The sequence below is a fragment of the Exiguobacterium sp. ZWU0009 genome, from assembly GCF_000798935.2.
GTDB lineage: Bacteria > Bacillota > Bacilli > Exiguobacteriales > Exiguobacteriaceae > Exiguobacterium_A > Exiguobacterium_A acetylicum.
Genome location: NZ_CP018057.1, coordinates 2,285,917 through 2,306,294, shown reverse-complemented (window position 1 = coordinate 2,306,294; position 20,378 = coordinate 2,285,917). Strand labels below are relative to the sequence as shown.

The window sequence follows — 20,378 nt, the reverse complement described above, 5'->3', positions numbered from 1 at the left end:
CATCCATACAATTTCCACGTTAAAGGGGTGGACCTTTATGTTTAAATTTAACGAAGAAAAAGGTCAGCTAAAATGTTCTTTCTGTGGAAAGACACAAGAACAAGTACGCAAACTTGTTGCTGGACCTGGCGTTTACATTTGCGACGAGTGTATCGAACTCTGCAATGAAATCGTAGAGGAAGAACTCGGTACTGAAGAAGAAGTCGAGCTGAAGAATGTTCCAAAACCGCATGAAATTCGTACGACACTTGATGATTACGTCATCGGTCAAGAGAAAGCGAAGAAATCGTTGTCTGTAGCGATGTACAATCACTACAAACGAATCAATGCTGGTGGTCGTGCAGATGATGTCGAGCTCTCAAAATCGAACATCGTCATGATTGGACCAACAGGTAGCGGTAAGACACTTCTTGCCCAAACGATGGCACGGATCTTGAACGTACCGTTTGCGATTGCCGATGCAACAAGTTTGACGGAAGCCGGTTATGTCGGTGAAGACGTCGAGAACATCCTGTTGAAACTCATCCAAGCAGCGGATTACGATGTCGAGAAGGCTGAAAAAGGCATCATCTACATTGATGAAATCGATAAGATCGCTCGTAAATCAGAAAATCCGTCGATTACACGTGACGTTTCTGGTGAAGGTGTCCAACAAGCCTTGCTTAAAATTTTGGAAGGAACTGTTGCGAGTGTACCGCCACAAGGTGGACGGAAACACCCACATCAAGAATTCATCCAAATCGATACGACGAACATCTTATTCATCGTCGGTGGCGCATTCGATGGTATCGATCAGTCGATCAAACGTCGTCTTGGTAAAAAAGTCATCGGATTCGGAAACGATTCAGAGAACCGTAACCTTACGCAAAAAGAAATTCTCGCAGCTGCATTGCCAGAAGATCTTCAAAAGTTCGGTTTGATTCCAGAGTTCATCGGTCGTTTGCCGGTCATGGCGACGCTCGAGCCACTTGATGAAGAGGCACTCGTTCAAATCTTGACGAAACCGAAAAACGCCCTCGTGAAACAATATAAGAAAATGCTTCAACTTGATGATGTCGAACTCGACTTCACGGAAGATGCACTTCTTGAGATTGCAAAACTTGCAATCGAACGTAAAACAGGTGCGCGTGGTCTTCGTTCAATCATCGAAGAAACTATGCTTGATATCATGTTCGAAATCCCATCGCGTGAAGACATCGCGAAAGTCATCATTACAGCAGAAACGTTGACTGGTAAACGCGGTCCAACGCTCGAGTTGAAAGATGGTACAATTGAACATGGGAAAGAAAAAGAAACGGCGTAACACCGTGACAAATCGGCTCGGAGGCTACTTGTACGCCTTTCCGAGTCTTTTTGTTTAGGAGGAATTCGAATGAAGAAAAAACAATATCCACTTTTACCGTTACGCGGTGTCGTCGCATATCCGTTGATCGGATTGACGATTGATGTTGGGCGTCCGGTATCCTTAAAAGCCTTACTTGCATCAAAGGAACACGAGATCGATCTCGTCGTCGTCACGCAACGTGACCCAGAAGCGGAGCCGTCTGTCGACGGGCTGCATCAGGTTGGGACACTTGTTCAAATCGCGAAGATGAGTGAACTCGGGAATGATACGGTCCGTGTCCGCGTCATCGGGAAGGAACGCGTCCGGATTGAAAACGTCGAGGAGACGGACGAGGGCTATCAAGCCGTCATCGAACCAATCGAGAAGATGGACATCAAAGGAGCGAAACAAGAAGCGCTCGTTCGTCTCATCAAAGAACAGTTTGGTCAACTCGTCTCTCGGATCAAAGGAATCGGAACGGATGAACGTCGCCGGTTCGAAACATACGAACGCCTCGATTCATTGACGGACTATATCACGTCGAAGCTACCAATCGATATCTCGAAGAAACAGGAGTTTCTCGAACAACAGGATCCGGTCGAACGAGGATTGATGTTGCTAGACGTCATGAAACACGAATATGAAGTCGTCGAACTCGAACGTGAGATGCGTGAACGGACGAAGAAGACGATTGAACAATCGCAACGCGAGTATTACTTGCGGGAACAATTGAAGACGATTCAACAAGAACTCGGTGGCGAATCAGCTTCTGTTGAAAGCGATGCGACGAAATACCGGGAGCAGCTTGCGATGCTTGATTTACCAGAAACGACGGTTGCGAACGTCGAGAAGGAAATCAGTCGTTTAGCGGTCGTACCGGCGACGAGTCCCGAACATGGGGTCATTCGCAACTATCTCGAATGGTTCTTCTCGTTGCCATGGAATGAAGCAACGGACGATTTTTTGAACGTCTCTGCTGCTTCAGAACAGCTTGAAAAGGACCATTACGGTCTAGAGAAGGTCAAAGAACGAATCCTTGAGTATCTTGCCGTTCGTCAATTGACGGACTCATTACGTGGACCGATTCTCTGTCTTTCTGGTCCTCCAGGAGTCGGGAAAACGTCGCTTGCCCGTTCGATTGCCACAGCACTTGAGCGGAAGTTCGTCCGTGTCTCACTTGGTGGCGTGCGCGACGAAGCGGAGATCCGTGGACATCGCCGGACGTATATCGGTGCGATGCCAGGACGGATCATTCGTGGTTTAAAACAAGCAGGAACGAACAACCCGGTCTTCCTGCTCGATGAGATCGATAAGATGTCAAATGACTTCCGTGGTGACCCGTCGTCCGCGATGCTCGAAGTTCTTGATCCGGAACAAAACAACAGCTTTTCTGATCACTATATCGAAGAACCATTCGATTTATCGAATGTCCTGTTCATCGCGACAGCGAACGATGTCTCGAACATTCCCGGACCGTTGCTCGATCGGATGGAACTGATTCAAATCGGTGGCTATACGGAACAAGAGAAGACGGAAATTGCTGTTCGTCATCTCTTATCGAAGCAACTGGCTGAACACGGTCTGAAAAAGAGTCAATTGACAGTCAAAGCAGACGCGCTGGAAGAAGTCGTCCGTCGTTATACACGAGAAGCCGGTGTCCGGAATCTCGAACGTGTCCTCGGCTCTCTTTGCCGGAAAGCAGCGAAACAAATTGCGATGGGTGAGAAGAAGCGCGTGACGGTGACAAAACGTAATCTGGATGATTTCTTAGGTAAACCGATCTACCGCTATGGTCAAGGCGAACTGGAAGATATGATTGGCGCGGTGACTGGTTTAGCGTATACTGCTTTTGGGGGCGATACGTTGACGATCGAAGTCAGCCTTGCTCCGGGTAAAGGGAAATTACAATTAACCGGGAAACTCGGTGACGTCATGCAAGAGTCGGCTCAGACCGCGTACAGCTTCGTCCGAGCGAACGCGACGTCCCTTGGCATCGAACCGAACTTCTACGAAACGCAAGACATCCACATCCACGTTCCTGAAGGTGCCGTACCAAAAGACGGACCATCTGCTGGGATTACACTCGCGACAGCACTGATTTCTGCCTTGACGAAGCGTCCGGTGCGCCGGGACGTCGGGATGACGGGTGAAATTACGTTGCGTGGACGTGTCTTACCAATTGGTGGATTAAAAGAGAAGTCGCTCGCAGCGCATCGTGCGGGTTTGACGACCGTTCTTTTACCGCAAGATAATACGCGGGACATCGATGATATCCCGGAAAGCGTCCGCGCAGGAATGGAATTCATTCCAGTCGCGACGATGGAGCAAGTGCTCGAACATGCATTAAAAGGAGAGTAACATGAAAATTTATAAAGCTGATTTTATTACGAGTGGCGTCAATCCGGAACATTATCCGGAGCCATTATTGCCAGAAGTGGCACTCGCAGGGCGATCGAATGTCGGAAAGTCCTCATTCATCAACAAATTGGTCCAGCGTAAAGCACTCGCGCGGACGTCTTCAAAACCAGGTAAAACGCAAACCTTGAACTTCTTCAACATCAATGATGAAGTCATGTTCGTCGATGTACCCGGTTACGGCTATGCAAAAGTCTCGAAGACGGAACGCGAAGCGTGGGGCAAGATGATGGAAAAGTATTTCACACAACGTGAAATCCTCAAAGGTGTCGTACAGCTCGTCGACATCCGACACGATCCGTCTGCGGATGATGTGACGATGTATGATTTCTTGAAGTATTATGATCTACCAGTCATCGTCGTTGCGACAAAACTCGATAAAATCAAAAAGAGTCAACGTGATAAACATATCGCGGCAATCAAACGTAAATTGCAATTTGACGGTCAAGATACCTTGATTCCTTTCTCATCTGAGACAGGAGAAGGCGTCGATGCGGCATGGGAAGCGATTTATCGTCTTCTGTAAAAAACGAAACGTTCTGTTCTCCGACAAAAGAGAACGGAACGTTTTTTTTTGTTAGGGGTAAAGTAATCTAAAATTAGCATCTTATCATTTCCTTCCATCAATTTTGATTTCCATTATATGAACATCATTTGATTCACGTTACAATGATAGGAACAAATTGTTCTAGTGGGAGGCTATGCCAATATGAGGCGTTATAAATGGACGTTCGCAATCGTCGTCTTACTCATTCTGACACCATTTGCCATTTGGTTCTTGAAACAGGAAAAGACATTAAACATTGCGCTATTTGACTACACGAACGGAACGGAGGAGCGAGAGCATGCCGGAACGACGTGGTTATTGAATCACTTAAAGATCCGAAATGCGCAAGGGCAGGATTATGCGTATTCGGACTACATCAACCGTTATGACGGAACACAAGGTGAAAAAATGTTACAACAAGCCTCTAAAGCAGATGTGCTGTTGTTTACGGATACGTATGGAAAGTCATATGACGTCAACGGAAAAAAAGAACATCGTGGTGGCTTGACGACGGAAGACGTCGAGCTTGCGACCGAAGCGATTTCGCAAGGGAAAACGGTCGTGGCGGAGTTTAATACGGCGGCAAGTCCGACGTCAGTCGAACGGTCCAATGCGTTCCGCCAATTATTCGGAACGGCTTGGACAGGATGGATTGGTCGGTTTTTCCCGGATTTAACAAAACTGCAAGGTCTTGAGAAGAACGTCGTAGCTCAATTAAAAGCGCAGGCGAAAGAAAAAGAATTCAAACTATCTGGTCCAGGTTATGTCTTTATCAATGACTCAACAGAAAAAGCATTCTTTGTTAATGATGACACGCCGCTTCTCTATAAATGGGATAAAAACAAGGGCAATGCAAAAGATGAGGTCCGTTATAACTACTGGTTTGAGATTTTAGAGCTAGACGGTGGCGAGCAACAAGCGCATTTTTCTTGGAAACCGTCAAAACAAACCCAAGCGATGCTTCGGAAATATCAGTTGCCGCTTGAATTCCCAGCGTATGTCACGCAAGGAAGTGGACACTATTTTGCTGGGGACTACACTGATGTCGCGGATATCCCGCGCTACTATCGATATAGTGGGCTCGATTGGTTCCGCAAACAGTTCATTCTCGATAGTGCAGAGAGTGAATCAGCATTCTTTTGGAAGATTTATGCCCCGACACTGACACGAATTCTAGAAGATACAAAACGTGTCTCGACGCAGGCTGCGAAAGTTAAGCCACTCTCTCAAACGAAAGTCGGTAATCAAGAACTACGAACTCGAGCACGTGAAGGACAAGACACACTTGAAATGTATCAAGATGGCGAATGGAAGCCGTATTTCGTCAAAGGCGTCAACGTCGGACTCGGTCGACCCGGTGCATTTCCCGGGGAACATGCGATCAGTCGTAATGAATACGATCGTTGGCTAAAGGAAATTGGTGAGTTGGGCGTCAATACAATTCGAATATATACGCTTCATCCACCGGCTTTCTATGATGCACTAAAAGCCTATAATGAACGTGCAAAACAACCGATTTATCTGATGCAAGGTATGTGGGTCGAGGAAAAACCATTCGAAGAGTTGAAGAACGCTTTTGAGCCAGACTTCTTGAAGATGACCGATACGGAAGCAAAACGAATGGTCGATGTCATTCATGGCAACGCCGTCGTCAAGGAAGTCGTTGGTCATGCTTCTGGAACATATACATCGGACGTTTCGCAATACGTTTCAGCATTCGTCTTTGGAATCGAATGGTTACCGGAAGCCGTCGTTGAGACGAATAAAAAGAACAAAGGCACACGATTTGAAGGGAAGTACGTGACGACGACAAAAGAGGCGTCACCGTTTGAATCGTGGCTTGCCGGTCGGATGGATACAGCGACAGCACATGAAATTAAAGAGTACGGAACGACTCGACCAATTGGTTCGACGAACTGGCCGACGACGGATCCGTTGAAACACCCGAAAGAAGTTGAAGAAGAGCAAGATCTCGTCTCGATCGACTTCAATCATTTGAAAGCAACGAAGGATTTCCCTGGTGGCTTGTTTGCGTCTTATCACATCTATCCGTATTATCCTTCGTTCATCAAGGAAGAATACAGCCAAAAAGCAGACAAGGGCTCTGAATCATATGCTCGTTATTTGAAAGAAATGAAAGACTATCATGAGATGCCGTTACTCGTATCAGAATTCGGCATTCCAAGCTCACGCGGTAAGACACACCTTGGACCGAATGGTTTTGATCAAGGACATGTCAGTGAAAAGAAACAAGGTGAACTCGTCGCGCAGCTTTATCAGGACATCAAGGACGTCAAGACGGCCGGTGGACTTGTCTTCATCTGGCAAGATGAATGGTTCAAACGGACGTGGAACACGATGGATTATGATGATGCGGATACTCGTCCACGCTGGTCGAATGTCCAGACGAGTGAACAACATTTCGGGATGCTTGGTTTCCTTCGTTCGGACATCGTCATTGACGGAAAACTGGATGACTGGAAAGGGTATGCTCCAGTTGCTGAAAATAAGGATCAAGCGATTTACATGACTTCTGACGAGGCATATCTCTACTTGCGCATCGATCGGAAGAAAGCAGAGCCGACGACACTTGCACTATCGACGAAACCGAATGATGGGAATACGAAAGTCGGTCCGTTGACGCTTGACGAAGGAGCCGAATATCGCCTGACGATTGATCAGACGGCGCGTATCGATGTCGATGCTCGCTATGACATCTTCCGTTATCATTACGGTTTGAAGATGCCGTTTGAGATGGTGAAACCGCCATCTGATCAAAAAGATAGCGGTAAGTTCGTTCCAATCTATCAAATGCTCGATTATGCAAGACGAGATCCGGTGACGAAAAAAATCGTCAAACCAGCCGTTAAATGGGACACAGGTGTTTTACACGAAGGAGAACCGGATGACATCTTGACGGATATCTCAGATGTGACGAAACCAACCGTCGAACTCCGTATTCCATGGATGGTCTTGAATATGCGTGACCCTAGTAAACACGAAATCATCGGCGACTTCTGGAAAGATGGGCTCGAAGCGAAGATGATCACAGAAGGAATCGAAGTCACAGGTCAAGTCGGTGAGACACGCATTCCAGAGAAGGATCGTGGTTTCTACAACTGGGCGGAATGGACGAATCCGCAGCAACGTGAAGAATTGAAGCCGGTCTATCATACGATGAAAAAAGCATTCACTGAGGGAGGGAACTAAATGCGGCGTGAAGAGATGTGGAAGTTAATCAATCAGTCGTTTGAGTCAACAAGTCAAGATCGTGAGGTCAGTTCAACGATTGAATGGACGGAAGAGGTTGTCCGACAATCGTCGACGAATACCTTGTTCGTGCACACGGTCGGACAAATGCCGGAGACGGTCAATGGTCTGATCGAGGAAGGATGGTGCGTGCGGACAGACATCTCGTATGCCGATGTCGTCCTCGCGAGTGAACCCGTCATCGAGGAACGAATCCCCGTCGTGTATTTTAATACGGAATCCTCTTTCTATGGGTTAGAAAATGCACGCGAAATTTTACCGGCGACGCTGTCGCGCGAGCTTGTTCTCGATCGCCTTGCACGCTATAAAAAAATCCAGCATATCGCGGAGGTCGTCGTCGTAACGGAAGATCCACATATCCGCCGGATGATGGAACGGGAACTGATGGAACGATTCGAACGGTTCGTAACGTTTGAACGAGCAGAGACGTTCCTTGATGAGTATGTGGCCTCCCGTCCGTACTTGCTCGTGTTCACGTCCGCATTACCGCGAGCAGATGGACTGGAATTGTTGTTGCGGGCAAAACAACAAAGTATCGCGCCATTCCAATCGATGATGATCTCGATGTATAATCGCGAACGAGATCACGTCCTAGCGGTTGATCGTGGTGTTGATTACATCATGACGCTCCCGCTGAAAATCGAAGAGTTCCGCGCATGGATCCGAAAAGTCGAGGACGGCCGATGATGCAGGCGATTCTAGTATTCATCGTCGTACTCGTTCTCTTACAAGGTGGGGCACTGATCTATCTCGTCGTCCAAAAACGACAACGTGCCAACCGCGAGCATGCACGGCGCGATTGGCAACTCGCCTTTCGAGATGACATCTATGACTATGCGACAGGGGAACGACAGGACATGCCGACGATTCAAAAAGGAAACGAGGATTTAGCGGAGCTTGAACTGTTCGCCCTGTCCAATTTAACGGCAACACCGGCACATCTCGAACGAGTGCAAGCATTCGTCGCTGCCAATATGCAAGCGTATTATGAACAACAATTGAAGCATCGCCGGATTGACCGCCGCTTGAACGCCTATGAAGCGGTGTCTCAATTCCGTTTGGTCGCAGTCGCACCAATGATTCATGCGCGTTGGGGAAAGGCAATTGAAAAAGAGGAGAGCGATGTCATCGTCCGCACACTCGTGTCACTATCCGAACAAGATGCAATCGCGATCGCTAAACAAGAAAATGACATTAGCTTCTTTGGTGCGATTCTTGCGGTCGGGCGTAGCCAAGACTTGGCGGAATGGGTGACTGCGTTTGAAGAATTAACGTTGTCCTTTAGGTTAGCGATTCTTCAGCTGATCTTTGACCGCGATGAAACACGTTATATCGCGCTCGTTCGTGACAAGACAACAGATGAAAATCCAGAAATTCGAAAACGTGCCCTTCGTGCACTCACGCGAATCGGACTTGAGGAAGACTGGAAATTGTATGTCCCATACTTGGAAGAAGAATCGAGTTGGGTCGAGCAAATGCTTGCCCTTCGTTTCTTAGAACATGTCGTTCCAGACGATGCGATACCAGCGATCTTGCCGTTTGTCGGTAGTCGATCGTGGTGGGTTCGGACGGCAGCCTTCGATGCGTTACTTTCTTGTGGTGGGATCGAACAGTTGGCGAAGGTATCAAGTACACACCCCGACCGCTATGCGCGTCAAAAAGCAACAGAACGGTTGGCAAAGGAGATGAAACATCATGTCGTCTGAGACAATCCAAGCCATTATTGAAGTCCTTTCCTGGACAGTATTGATTTATATGCTACTCGTCATCGTGTTCTATTCGACGCTGTACCTGATTTCAGCTCAGATGGTGCGACGACAACGTTTCCGCCGGAAAGAGAGCTCCTACTTGCCGCTGATGCGGTCACTCTATACACGACCGGTCAGTATCCTTGTTCCAGCCTATAATGAAGAATATACGATCGTGTCAAGTGTTCAAGCATTACTAGCGCTTGACTACCCGGAGCATGAAGTCATCGTCATCAACGATGGTTCAAAGGACGGAACGATGGATGAACTATTCCGTTCGTATGAGTTAGAGAAGGAAATCCGCTATCCGCGAATCCTGATCGGTTCGAAGCCAGTTAAACAAGTCTATCGTTCGCGGATTGATAGTCGCTTGATCGTCATCGATAAAGAGAATGGTGGAAAGGCAGATGCCTTGAATGCCGGTATCGATCACTCGAGTTATCCGTATTTCTGTTCGCTTGACGCGGATTCGATTTTAGAGCGTGATGCGTTATTGAAAGTCATGAAGCCGATCGTTGAGTCAGATGAAGAAGTCGTCGCGACATGTGGTTCGATCTTCCTCGTTAACGGTTGTACGATCGAAGGCGGCGAAATCGTCGAGATTCGGACACCAAAACAACGGATCGTCCTGATGCAGATGATCGAATATTTCCGAGCGTTCCTGTTTGGTCGCCTTGGTCTTAGCCGTTTCAATATCTTATTGATCGTCTCCGGTGCCTTCGGATTGTTCCAAAAGAACATCGTCGTACAGGCAGGTGGGTATAAGGAAGGGCTTGTCGGTGAGGACATGGAGCTTGTCGTTCGTTTGCACCGGTACATGAAGGAAAATAAGCTCGATAAACGCATCGAGTACGTTCCGGCACCGGTTTGTTGGACACAAGCTCCTGAGTCGATGGAAGTGTTACGTTCACAGCGAACACGTTGGCATCGTGGTCTTGCTGAGACGTTGTGGACACATAAACGGATGATTGGCAATCCCAAATATGGCTCTGTTGGTAGTGTCTCGATGTTATATTTCTTTTTGATTGAACTGCTCGGACCCATCGTCGAACTGATTGGTTATTTCATCATTCCGCTCAATCTACTCGTCGGTACACTCAACTTTGAATTTGGGATCGTCTTATTAGTCGTCGCTTTACTCTACGGTTCCTTATTATCAGCAGGTGCCGTATTATTGGAAGAGTGGACGATGCACCGATTCAAGAACGTCAAGGAATTGATTCGGTTGTATCTATGGTCTTTGACCGAGTCGTTCTGGTACCGTCCGATTCTCGTTTTCTTCAAATTAGGAGGATTGATTCAATTCTTGACGGGTCGAGGAAACTGGGGACAGATGGAACGCCAACGTCTCGAAGACGTCACCGAGGAAAAAGTCGGCTGACGAATAGGTATGAGGGGGATAAGTTAGGTGGAGTTGTTACGAAACAAATGGTTCAAAGCATTAATCTGGGTATTGATGATTTTTCTCGTCATCTGGGTTGGAACGAAGATTTCATTCTTATTCCAGCCAATTCGAGTCATGTTGGCCTTGATTTTCCCGCCATTGATCATCGCAGGGATCTTCTATTACTTTACGCTCGGTATCGTGGATGCGTTGCAGAAGCGGGTCAAGAAGCGTGGTCTTGCCGTGCTGATCGTCTTGCTTGGTTTCATTACAATCCTGACGATTGCGGTTGCATCCATCGGACCAATCTTAGTCGAGCAGGTGACGGATTTTGCGACGAGCATCCCGACGCTTGTCGTTGAATTGCGCGATCAGACGTTAAATTTACGCGATCAATTGATGAACAACCGATTCATCTCGACATGGGTTCATGAGAATACGGACTTATTTGACAAATGGACGAATGAAGCAACGTCGTATATCGGCACAGTCTTTAAGTCTGTCTCGACGTCTGTCGGAACGATTTTCGGTGTCATCTCTTCGACGGTCTTAATCATCGTCTTAGTACCGTTCATCTTAGTCTACATGTTGCTTGACGGCTATAAGTTTCCGGATTCTGTCGTGAAGCTGTTGCCGAAAAGCTATGAAACAGAAACGCGTAAAATCTTGCACGACATGCACGTGACAGTGAAGCATTACGTCAATGGACAGGTCATCGTCTCGATTTGTGTCGGTCTGATGTCATTGATTGGCTTCTTCATCGCTGATATTCAATATGCGTTACTGCTTGCTTTATTCTGTACGGTCACAAATATCATTCCGTATCTTGGTCCCTACATCGGTGCCGTACCGGCGGTAATCGTCGGGTTCATCGATGATCCGATCAAAGCCGTCTATGCGATCATCACGATCGTCGTCGCGCAGCAAATCGAGTCGAACTTGATTTCGCCTTATGTCCAAGGAAAGACACTCAAGGTTCACCCGTTGACGATTATCATCGTCTTGCTCGTTGCCGGGAAAATCGGTGGAATCATTGGTGTCATCCTAGCGGTTCCGACCTATGCGGTTACAAAAGTCGTCGTTCAAAATATCGCTCGGATCTATCGTTTACGTCAGCAACGTCTCGACGTACCGGACGTGACGGTATCACCCGAATCCTTGAAGTGAAGTGTAGCCCTCTGCTCTTTTTAGGAGCAGAGGGTTTGTGATTTTCATGAGAGAGGGATAAGGTAGAAGAAGAGAAAAAAATGAAGAAGATTTCACAACTTCGACTCATTTTAGTTTATAAATTGATTGGAATCTTTTTTATAATGGTTATAATGTAGGATAGAGAACGAAAAGATAGATCGGAACGAAATCTTTGGACGTAAGGGGTAGAGCGCATGCATATCGTAGTGGTCGGCTTGAATAACAAAACAGCGCCTGTATCAATACGCGAACAAGTCTCATTTGGGGAGCATGAGATGAAGGGAGCGGTCGTCGCATTGCGCGATGAAAAAAGTATTTTTGAAAGTGTCATCGTCTCGACATGTAACCGGACGGAACTTTACGTCGTGACGGATCAGCCACATACAGGACGGTATTATACAAAACGTTTCCTTGCAAACTGGTTCGGTTTGACGATGGAGGAACTGGAGCCGTATCTCTTCATTCATGAAGGATTCGATGCGATGAAGCATCTGTTCCGCGTGACAAGTGGACTTGATTCGATGATCGTCGGTGAAACGCAGATCCTTGGTCAAGTCAAGACAAGCTTCTTCATGGCGCAGAAGCTTGAAACGACAGGAACGGTCTTCAATAAACTCTTTAAAGAAGCGGTCACGCTCGCCAAACGGGCTCACGCAGAAACTGGAATCGGTGAAAATGCCGTTTCTGTCAGTGCTGCTGCTGTCACGCTTGCCGAACAGTTACTCGGATCGCTTGAAGATAAATCAATCGTTGTCATCGGTGCGGGAGAAACCGGCGAATTGACGACGCTTAACTTATATGAAGCAGGGGCACGCGATATCACGGTCTTTAACCGGACATTAGCTAAAGCAGAAGAGGTCGCGAATCGGTTCGAAGGATCGGCACATTCGATTAACGAGATGCAGTGCGGTTTGCTTCGGGCAGACATCGTCATCTCTTCAACCGGTGCAAAACGTGCCATCATCAAACGCGAAGACATCGCGGCAGCACAGCTGTTCCGGCACGATCGTCCATTCCTCTTGATCGATATCGCCGTACCACGCGACATCGAACCGACCGTCGGTGACTTGCCAGGTGTTCATTTGTACGATGTCGATGATCTGACATCGATCGTCCAACAAAACATGGCGGAACGGATGAAGGAAGCAGCGAAGATCGAACAACGGATTGAAGCGGCGATTGCTGAGTTCGAAGGTTGGATGACGACACTGGGTGTCGTACCAATCATCACGGAATTACGAGACCAGGCGTTACGCATTCAACAAGAAACGATGCAAAGCTTGGAACGGAAATTACCGGAGATGTCGAAACGTGAAAAAACCGTCATTGGCAAACATATGAAATCAATCATCAACCAGTTGTTACGTGAACCGTTGTCTTATATTAAAGATGCGGCAGCGAAACCAGATGCCGATGAGCGGATTGCGCAGTTCATGGATACGTTTGCATTAAACGAAGACTTGTTCGAAGGGCTCGAAGATGACGTCATGACATCAGAAGAGACGACACCTTCTGCAAAAGCTGTGAACCGGTGAACAAAGCACGATTTGTGTTACAATAGAAAATGCATGGGGCGGACTTGTGCCGCCCCTTTATCATTGTACAGGGGGATTTTAGCATGCGAAAAATCATTGTTGGATCGCGAAGCTCGAAGCTTGCGATGACACAGACGAAATGGGTCATTGACCAGTTGAAACAAGCCGGCGCGCCGTATGAGTTCGAAATCAAGAACATCATCACAAAAGGGGACCGCATTTTGGATGTGACGCTCTCGAAAGTCGGCGGTAAAGGATTATTCGTAAAAGAGATCGAGCAGCAGATGATTGACGAAGAAATCGATTTTGCCGTTCACAGCATGAAGGATCTACCTTCTGAATTACCGGACGGTCTCATCATCGGTGCAACACCAGCGCGTGTCGATGCGCGTGATGCTTTGATCACGAAAACAGGCGAAGGTCTTGCTTCCTTGCCAGAAGGCGCAGTTGTCGGCACGAGCAGTTTACGTCGTGGGTCGCAATTGCTAAAACTCCGCCCTGATTTAAAAATCGAATCGATTCGCGGAAACATCGACACACGACTCGATAAATTAAAGAACGGTTCGTTTGACGGGATTTTGCTTGCAGCAGCTGGTCTACAACGGATGGGTTGGTCTGAAGACGTCGTTTCGGAATATCTCTCGACAGACGACATGATTCCAGCCGTTGGTCAAGGAATCCTCGGCATCGAATGTCGCGCACATGACCAAGAAGTACGTGACCTCCTTCATCTGATCCATGATCAGATGACAGAAAAAGTAGCTTATGCCGAGCGCGCTTTCCTAGCAGCGATCGAAGGTAGCTGTCACGTTCCGGTCGGTGGATTTGCAACGATCAACGAAGATCTGTCAACGACACTCGTCGGATTCATTGGATCCGTCGATGGAGAGCAAATCCTACTCGAGCGCGAATCAGGTCTTGACCCGATGCAACTCGGTCAAGATGTTGCCGAACGTCTGCTTGCTTCGGGCGGTCGTGAGATTCTCGCGACACTTCCGGATGACTTGTAAGCAGGTACTCTTCACGGGCAGCCGACCACCGACGACCGAGCAGATGGCGCGACTGCGCGCCGTCGCGATCGAGTCAGTGCATTATCCTGTCATTGAAACGCGACCGGTTTCGTTTACGTTACCGAAGGGAATTGATTGGCTCATCGTGACGAGTCCGAATGGTGTCCACCGGATTGCTGATGCGTTGCCTGAATTAGCAGCAACGCGTATCGCGGTCGTCGGACGAAAGACGGCAGATGCACTTGCGAAGTACGGTCGAACAGCCGACTTCTGTCCGTCGACCTTTACAGGAGACGCACTCGTCGCAGAACTGGGACCACACTTGTCTAACGGCGATCATATCGTTTTTGCGCGAGGGAACCGATCGCGGAAAGCGCCGGTCGATCAGTTACGAAAACTGAATCGATATACGATCGAAGATATCATCACGTATGAAACTGTCACCCGTCGGCTACCTGAAGCACTTGTCAGAACTGCCACCTATATTGGACTGCAGAGTCCTTCCGCTGTCGAAGCGATTGCTCCACTATTCCCGCAGACGACGTTCATCGTCATTGGGACAATCACGGAGCAAGCAGCAAAAGCAGCCGGACTTCAACCGATCCATGTCGCCCGTGAATTCACGGTAGACGGCATGATTGATCGTATCATTGAGGAGGAATCAGCATGAACACATTAGAATACGCACGTCACCGTCGTTTGCGCCATACCGCATCACTCCGGTCACTCGTCCGCGAGAACCAGTTGCATAAATCAGATTTGATTTATCCGATTTTCGTCGCTGAAGGCGAAGATATTAAACGCGAAGTCAGCTCGATGCCTGGCGTCTTCAACTTATCACTTGATCATCTGACGGCTGAGATTGAAGAAGTCGTCGCACTCGGAATCGAATCTGTTATCTTATTCGGTGTTCCGCATGACCACTTGAAAGACGAGCAAGGATCAGGTGCGTTTCACGATCACGGGATCGTTCAAGAAGCGACACGTCTCGTCAAGAAGGTTGCCCCGCAGCTAACGGTCATCGCTGACACATGCTTATGTGAATATACGTCGACAGGTCACTGTGGGATTGTCGCCGACGGTACGGTCGATAATGATGCGTCATTACCGCTTCACGTCAAGACAGCGATCTCACAAGCTCGAGCGGGTGCCGACGTCATCGCGCCATCATCGATGATGGACGGATTCGTCGCAGCGATTCGTCAAGGATTAGACGAGAATGGCTTCAGCCATATTCCGGTCATGAGCTATGGTGTTAAATATGCGTCTGCTTATTACGGTCCATTCCGTGATGCAGCGAATTCGGCACCGGGAGAAGGCGACCGGAAAGGTTATCAAATGGATCCAGCAAACCGTCGCGAAGCGTTCCGCGAAGCAACAGCGGACGTCGATCAAGGAGCTGACTTCATGATCGTCAAACCTGCACTTGCGTTCATGGATATCATTCGTGATGTGCGCGAGCGAATCGATCTACCAATTGTCGCGTATAACGTATCAGGTGAGTATGCAATGGTCAAAGCCGCTGCCTTGAACGGCTGGATCGACGAAGAACGAATCGTCCTTGAGACGATGCTTGGCTTTAAACGAGCAGGTGCTGATTTAATCATCACCTATTTCGCAAAAGACATTTGTCGTTACCTGGAGGGGTCGAAATGAGCTTAATTAACCAGAACTCAAAATCAAAAGAAGCATTCGAGCGGGCACTCCCGCTCATGCCGGGTGGTGTCAACAGTCCGGTCCGTGCTTATAAATCGGTCGGGATGACACCGATTTTCGCAGATCATGCGAAAGGATCAAAGCTCTATGATATCGACGGAAAAGAGTATATCGATTACGTCTTGTCATGGGGACCAATGATTCTCGGTCATGCCGATCCAATCGTCACGTCAGCGATCCAAGAACAAGCAACACGTGGCTGGAGCTACGGGACACCAACGGAAATCGAATCAGCGATGGCGGAAGTCGTCATCAGTCGGGTACCGTCAGTCGAAGTCGTTCGGATGGTCAACTCAGGGACAGAAGCGACGATGGCTGCCCTTCGTCTCGCACGCGGCTATACAGGTCGGACGAAAATCCTCAAGTTCGAAGGCTGTTACCATGGTCACGGTGACTCGCTCTTGATCAAAGCGGGTTCAGGTGTCGCGACACTCGGACTACCAGATTCACCAGGAGTTCCTGCGCAAATCGCGAGCATGACGCTGACGGTTCCGTACAACGATTTGGACGCTGTCCGGATCGCGTTTGAAAAACACGGCGACGATATCGCTGGTGTCATCGTCGAACCGGCTGCTGGGAACATGGGCTTCGTACCACCAGAGCCAGGATTCCTCGAAGGCTTACGGGAGATCACGGCGGAAAACGGTGCCTTATTGATCTTTGACGAAGTCATGACCGGTTTCCGAGTTGGATTCCACTGTGCACAAGGGCACTTCGGTGTTACACCAGACATCACGTGTCTCGGTAAAGTCATCGGCGGCGGAATGCCAGTCGGTGCTTACGGCGGACGTCGGGACATCATGGAACAGATCGCACCACAAGGTCCAATCTATCAAGCAGGTACGTTATCCGGGAACCCACTCGCGATGGCAGCGGGTCTAGCAACATTGACACAATTGAAACCAGAACACTATGCAGAGTTCGACCGGAAAGCGAGCCGTTTGTCAGAAGGCTACCTGAACGCTGCATCGAAATACAACATTCCGCTGACGACGAACCGTGCAGGCGCGATGTTCGGTGTCTTCTTCACGGATGAACGTGTTACGAACTTCGAAAAAGCGAAAACGTCGAACCTTGAGATGTTCCGTTCGTATTATCAAAAGATGGCGGCGCGTGGTGTCTTCTTACCACCGTCACAATTCGAAGGTCTCTTCCTGTCGATCGCCCATACGGACGAAGACATCGAGCAGACGATCGAAGCCGTCGAATTGACATTCCAAGAACTCCAAGTTGAATTTGGTCGTTAAGCAGTTCTTGACGATTACTTGAACTCTCGGCTAAAATGAGTAAAGAAGAAAATGGCAACAGCGATGACGGGAAGAGTAGTCCTGTATTCGTACCGGTGTAGAGAACACATCCTTGGCTGAAAGATGTGACGGGCGAACAGGAGGAAGGTCACCCCACGAGCTGATATCGTGAGTCTTACGAGCGATATCCGTCCTCCACACGTTACGTGGCTCGAGGGCATCCGATTTTGGATGAACTAAGGTGGTACCGCGGAAAAAAGCAACGGCTTTCTTTCGTCCTTAGCATAGGACGAGAGAAGCCGTTTTTATTATGGACAAAAAGGGAGCGATCAGGATGCAGGAATTATCAATGCCAACGAAGTATGATCCACAGGCAACGGAAGAAAAATGGTACGACTTTTGGGTGAAAGGTGACTATTTCAAAGCCGATCAGGATCCAGAAAAAGAGCCGTACACGATCGTCATTCCACCACCGAACGTCACAGGTAAATTGCACCTTGGTCACGCGTGGGACACGACGTTACAAGACATGCTAACACGGATGAAGCGGATGCAAGGGTTTGACGTCCTTTACTTACCGGGAATGGACCATGCCGGTATCGCAACACAAGCAAAAGTCGAACAAAAACTGCGGGCAGAAGGACAATCACGTCTTGAAATGGGGCGCGAGAAATTCCTCGAGCAATCATGGGCATGGAAAGAAGAGTACGCATCAACGATTCGTGCACAATGGGCAAAACTCGGTCTTGGACTCGATTACTCACGTGAGCGTTTCACGCTTGACGAAGGATTGTCGGAAGCGGTTCAAGAAGTCTTCGTGAAACTTTACGAAAAAGGCTTGATCTACCGCGGCGAATACATCGTTAACTGGGATCCAGCGACGAAAACAGCGATCTCGGATATCGAAGTCATCTACAAGGATATCGAAGGTGCGTTCTATCACTTCAGCTATCCACTAACGGACGGTTCAGGTCACGTTGAACTAGCGACGACACGTCCGGAGACGATGCTCGGTGATACAGCGATTGCCGTGAACCCGAAGGATGAGCGTTATGCTCACCTCGTCGGAAAAACGATCACGTTACCAATCGTTGGTCGCGAGATTCCGATCGTTGCCGATGACTATGTCGATATGGAGTTCGGTACAGGTGTCGTTAAGATTACACCAGCCCACGACCCGAACGACTTTGAAGTCGGTAACCGTCACGAGTTACCACGTGTCCTCGTCATGAACGAAGATGGAACGATGAACGAGAACGCCGGTAAATACGAAGGCATGGATCGTTTCGAATGCCGGAAACAAATCGTTGAAGATTTAAAAGCAGCAGGTGTTCTGATCAAAATCGAGCCACATTTACACTCTGTCGGTCATTCGGAACGTTCAGATGCGATCGTTGAGCCGTATCTTTCACTCCAATGGTTCGTCAAGATGGAACCACTTGCGCAAAAAGCACTCGAGGAGCAACAAGGACCAGACAAGGTCAATTTCGTTCCACAACGCTTTGAAAACACGTACGTGCGCTGGATGGAAAACATCCGTGACTGGTGTGTCAGCCGTCAACTCTGGTGGGGACACCGGATTCCAGCTTGGTACCATAAAGAAACAGGAGAAGTTTATGTTGGTAAGGAAGCACCAGCCGATATCGAGAACTGGGAGCAAGACAACGATGTTCTCGATACATGGTTCTCGTCAGCGCTTTGGCCGTTCTCAACAATGGGCTGGCCGAACACGGACGCAGCGGATTATCAAAAATACTTCCCTACGTCGACACTCGTTACGGGTTATGACATCATCGCTTTCTGGGTATCACGGATGATCTTCCAATCGTACGAATTCACAGGACAACGTCCATTCCAAGACGTCTTGATCCACGGATTGATTCGTGATTCGGAAGGACGCAAGATGTCGAAATCCCTCGGGAACGGAATCGACCCGATGGATGTCATTGAGAAGTATGGTGCCGATTCACTTCGTTGGTTCCTAACGACAGGATCGACGCCAGGGAACGACCTCCGCTTCTACTGGGAAAAAATCGAAGCAACATGGAACTTCTCGAACAAACTGTGGAACGCAAGCCGTTTTGCCTTGATGAACATGGATGGTCTAACGTTTGATCAGATCGATTTGACAGGCGAGAAGTCACTCGCAGATAAGTGGATTCTGACACGCTTACAGACGACGATCGACGATGTGACACGTCTGTCGGATAAATATGAGTTTGGTGAAGCAGGACGCATTCTCTATCACTTCATCTGGGAAGACTTCTGTAACTGGTACATCGAGATGGCGAAATTACCGCTCAACGGGGAAGATGAAGCAGCGAAGCAGACGACGCGTTCGGTTCTTGCCTATACGCTCGACCGGATCATGCGTCTGATGCATCCATTCATGCCGTTCATCACGGAAGAGATCTGGCAACACTTACCGCATGAAGGCGAGACGATCACACGTGCTGCATGGCCAACACGCGAGGCATCACTCGACTTCCCGGAAGCTGTTCCAGCATTCGAAGCAGTTCAGAACGTCATCCGTTCGGTTCGTAACATCCGCGCGGAAGTGAACGCACCGATGTCGAAACAGATCCAACTGTTTATCTCGACGAATGACGCACGTGTTCAAGACGACTTGTCGTCAAACAGCTCGTACTTGCAAAAGTTCACGAACGCGTCTGAACTCCGGATCGAAGAACAGATGCCGGCGCCAGAAAAAGCGATGAGTGCGATCGTAACGGGAGCAGAATTGTTCATCCCACTCGCGGACTTGATCAACATCGAGGAAGAAATCGCGCGCTTGAATAAAGAACTCGTCAAGTATACGAAAGAAGTCGAACGGGTCGAGAAAAAACTCAACAACCCTGGCTTCGTCGGCAAAGCACCAGCACATGTCATTGATGAAGAAAAAGCGAAGGCACTTGATTATACGGAAAAACGTCAAGCTGTCGAAGCACGCATCAACGAACTCTCACACTAATTACAGCAGTGGCTCAAGTCTCC

14 protein-coding genes and 1 other annotated feature are annotated in these 20,378 nt (G+C 48.5%); all 14 genes read left to right on the top strand.

Annotated features, from left to right (window positions below; genetic code table 11):
- Positions 1–37 precede the first annotated feature (37 nt).
- The 14 genes from clpX (at position 38) to L985_RS12030 (ending at position 20,355) form a co-directional block, all read left to right on the top strand.
- Entirely contained in the window at positions 38–1,303 is a 1,266-nt protein-coding gene (gene clpX / locus L985_RS12095; RefSeq protein ID WP_023468977.1) for an ATP-dependent protease ATP-binding subunit ClpX, read from the top strand.
- Positions 1,304–1,372: 69 nt separating this feature from the next.
- Positions 1,373–3,682, top strand: a complete 2,310-nt coding sequence (gene lon / locus L985_RS12090; protein ID WP_023468976.1) for an endopeptidase La — start codon at positions 1,373–1,375, stop codon at positions 3,680–3,682.
- Position 3,683: 1 nt separating this feature from the next.
- A complete protein-coding gene (gene yihA / locus L985_RS12085; protein ID WP_023468975.1) occupies positions 3,684–4,265 on the top strand; it encodes a ribosome biogenesis GTP-binding protein YihA/YsxC in 582 nt (193 codons plus the stop codon).
- Between the two features lie 183 nt (positions 4,266–4,448).
- Positions 4,449–7,496, top strand: a complete 3,048-nt coding sequence (locus tag L985_RS12080; protein ID WP_029342284.1) for a hypothetical protein — start codon at positions 4,449–4,451, stop codon at positions 7,494–7,496.
- Positions 7,497–8,243, top strand: a complete 747-nt coding sequence (locus tag L985_RS12075; protein WP_029342283.1) for a response regulator — start codon at positions 7,497–7,499, stop codon at positions 8,241–8,243. It begins immediately after the preceding gene.
- The gene (locus L985_RS12070) at positions 8,213–9,262 is read left to right on the top strand and encodes a HEAT repeat domain-containing protein (RefSeq protein ID WP_148662035.1); all 1,050 of its coding nucleotides are present in this window, start codon (positions 8,213–8,215) and stop codon (positions 9,260–9,262) included. Before L985_RS12075 ends, L985_RS12070 begins: the two co-directional genes overlap by 31 nt.
- Positions 9,252–10,685 (top strand): glycosyltransferase family 2 protein, encoded by a 1,434-nt coding sequence (locus tag L985_RS12065; protein WP_029342281.1) that lies wholly within the window; start codon positions 9,252–9,254, stop codon positions 10,683–10,685. The genes L985_RS12070 and L985_RS12065 overlap by 11 nt, the downstream gene beginning before the upstream one ends.
- 27 nt (positions 10,686–10,712) lie before the next feature.
- On the top strand, positions 10,713–11,855 hold the full coding sequence (locus L985_RS12060) for an AI-2E family transporter (RefSeq protein WP_081834730.1): 1,143 nt from the start codon (positions 10,713–10,715) through the stop codon (positions 11,853–11,855).
- Between the two features lie 215 nt (positions 11,856–12,070).
- On the top strand, positions 12,071–13,411 hold the full coding sequence (hemA, locus tag L985_RS12055; protein WP_029342279.1) for a glutamyl-tRNA reductase: 1,341 nt from the start codon (positions 12,071–12,073) through the stop codon (positions 13,409–13,411).
- 83 nt (positions 13,412–13,494) lie between these two features.
- Entirely contained in the window at positions 13,495–14,421 is a 927-nt protein-coding gene (hemC, locus tag L985_RS12050; RefSeq protein ID WP_029342278.1) for a hydroxymethylbilane synthase, read from the top strand.
- Entirely contained in the window at positions 14,411–15,091 is a 681-nt protein-coding gene (locus L985_RS12045) for a uroporphyrinogen-III synthase (RefSeq protein ID WP_029342277.1), read from the top strand. The genes hemC and L985_RS12045 overlap by 11 nt, the downstream gene beginning before the upstream one ends.
- Positions 15,088–16,077: a porphobilinogen synthase gene (gene hemB, locus L985_RS12040; RefSeq protein WP_023468970.1), complete on the top strand. Its 990-nt coding sequence runs from the start codon at positions 15,088–15,090 to the stop codon at positions 16,075–16,077. Before L985_RS12045 ends, hemB begins: the two co-directional genes overlap by 4 nt.
- Positions 16,074–17,384 carry a glutamate-1-semialdehyde 2,1-aminomutase gene (hemL, locus tag L985_RS12035; RefSeq protein WP_029342276.1) on the top strand — a complete coding sequence of 437 codons (1,311 nt, stop codon included), beginning with the start codon at positions 16,074–16,076 and terminating at the stop codon, positions 17,382–17,384. The genes hemB and hemL overlap by 4 nt, the downstream gene beginning before the upstream one ends.
- 54 nt (positions 17,385–17,438) lie before the next feature.
- Positions 17,439–17,668: a binding site (T-box leader), on the top strand.
- A 50-nt stretch (positions 17,669–17,718) separates the two neighbouring features.
- Positions 17,719–20,355 carry a valine--tRNA ligase gene (locus tag L985_RS12030; protein WP_047393606.1) on the top strand — a complete coding sequence of 879 codons (2,637 nt, stop codon included), beginning with the start codon at positions 17,719–17,721 and terminating at the stop codon, positions 20,353–20,355.
- Positions 20,356–20,378: the final 23 nt, after the last annotated feature.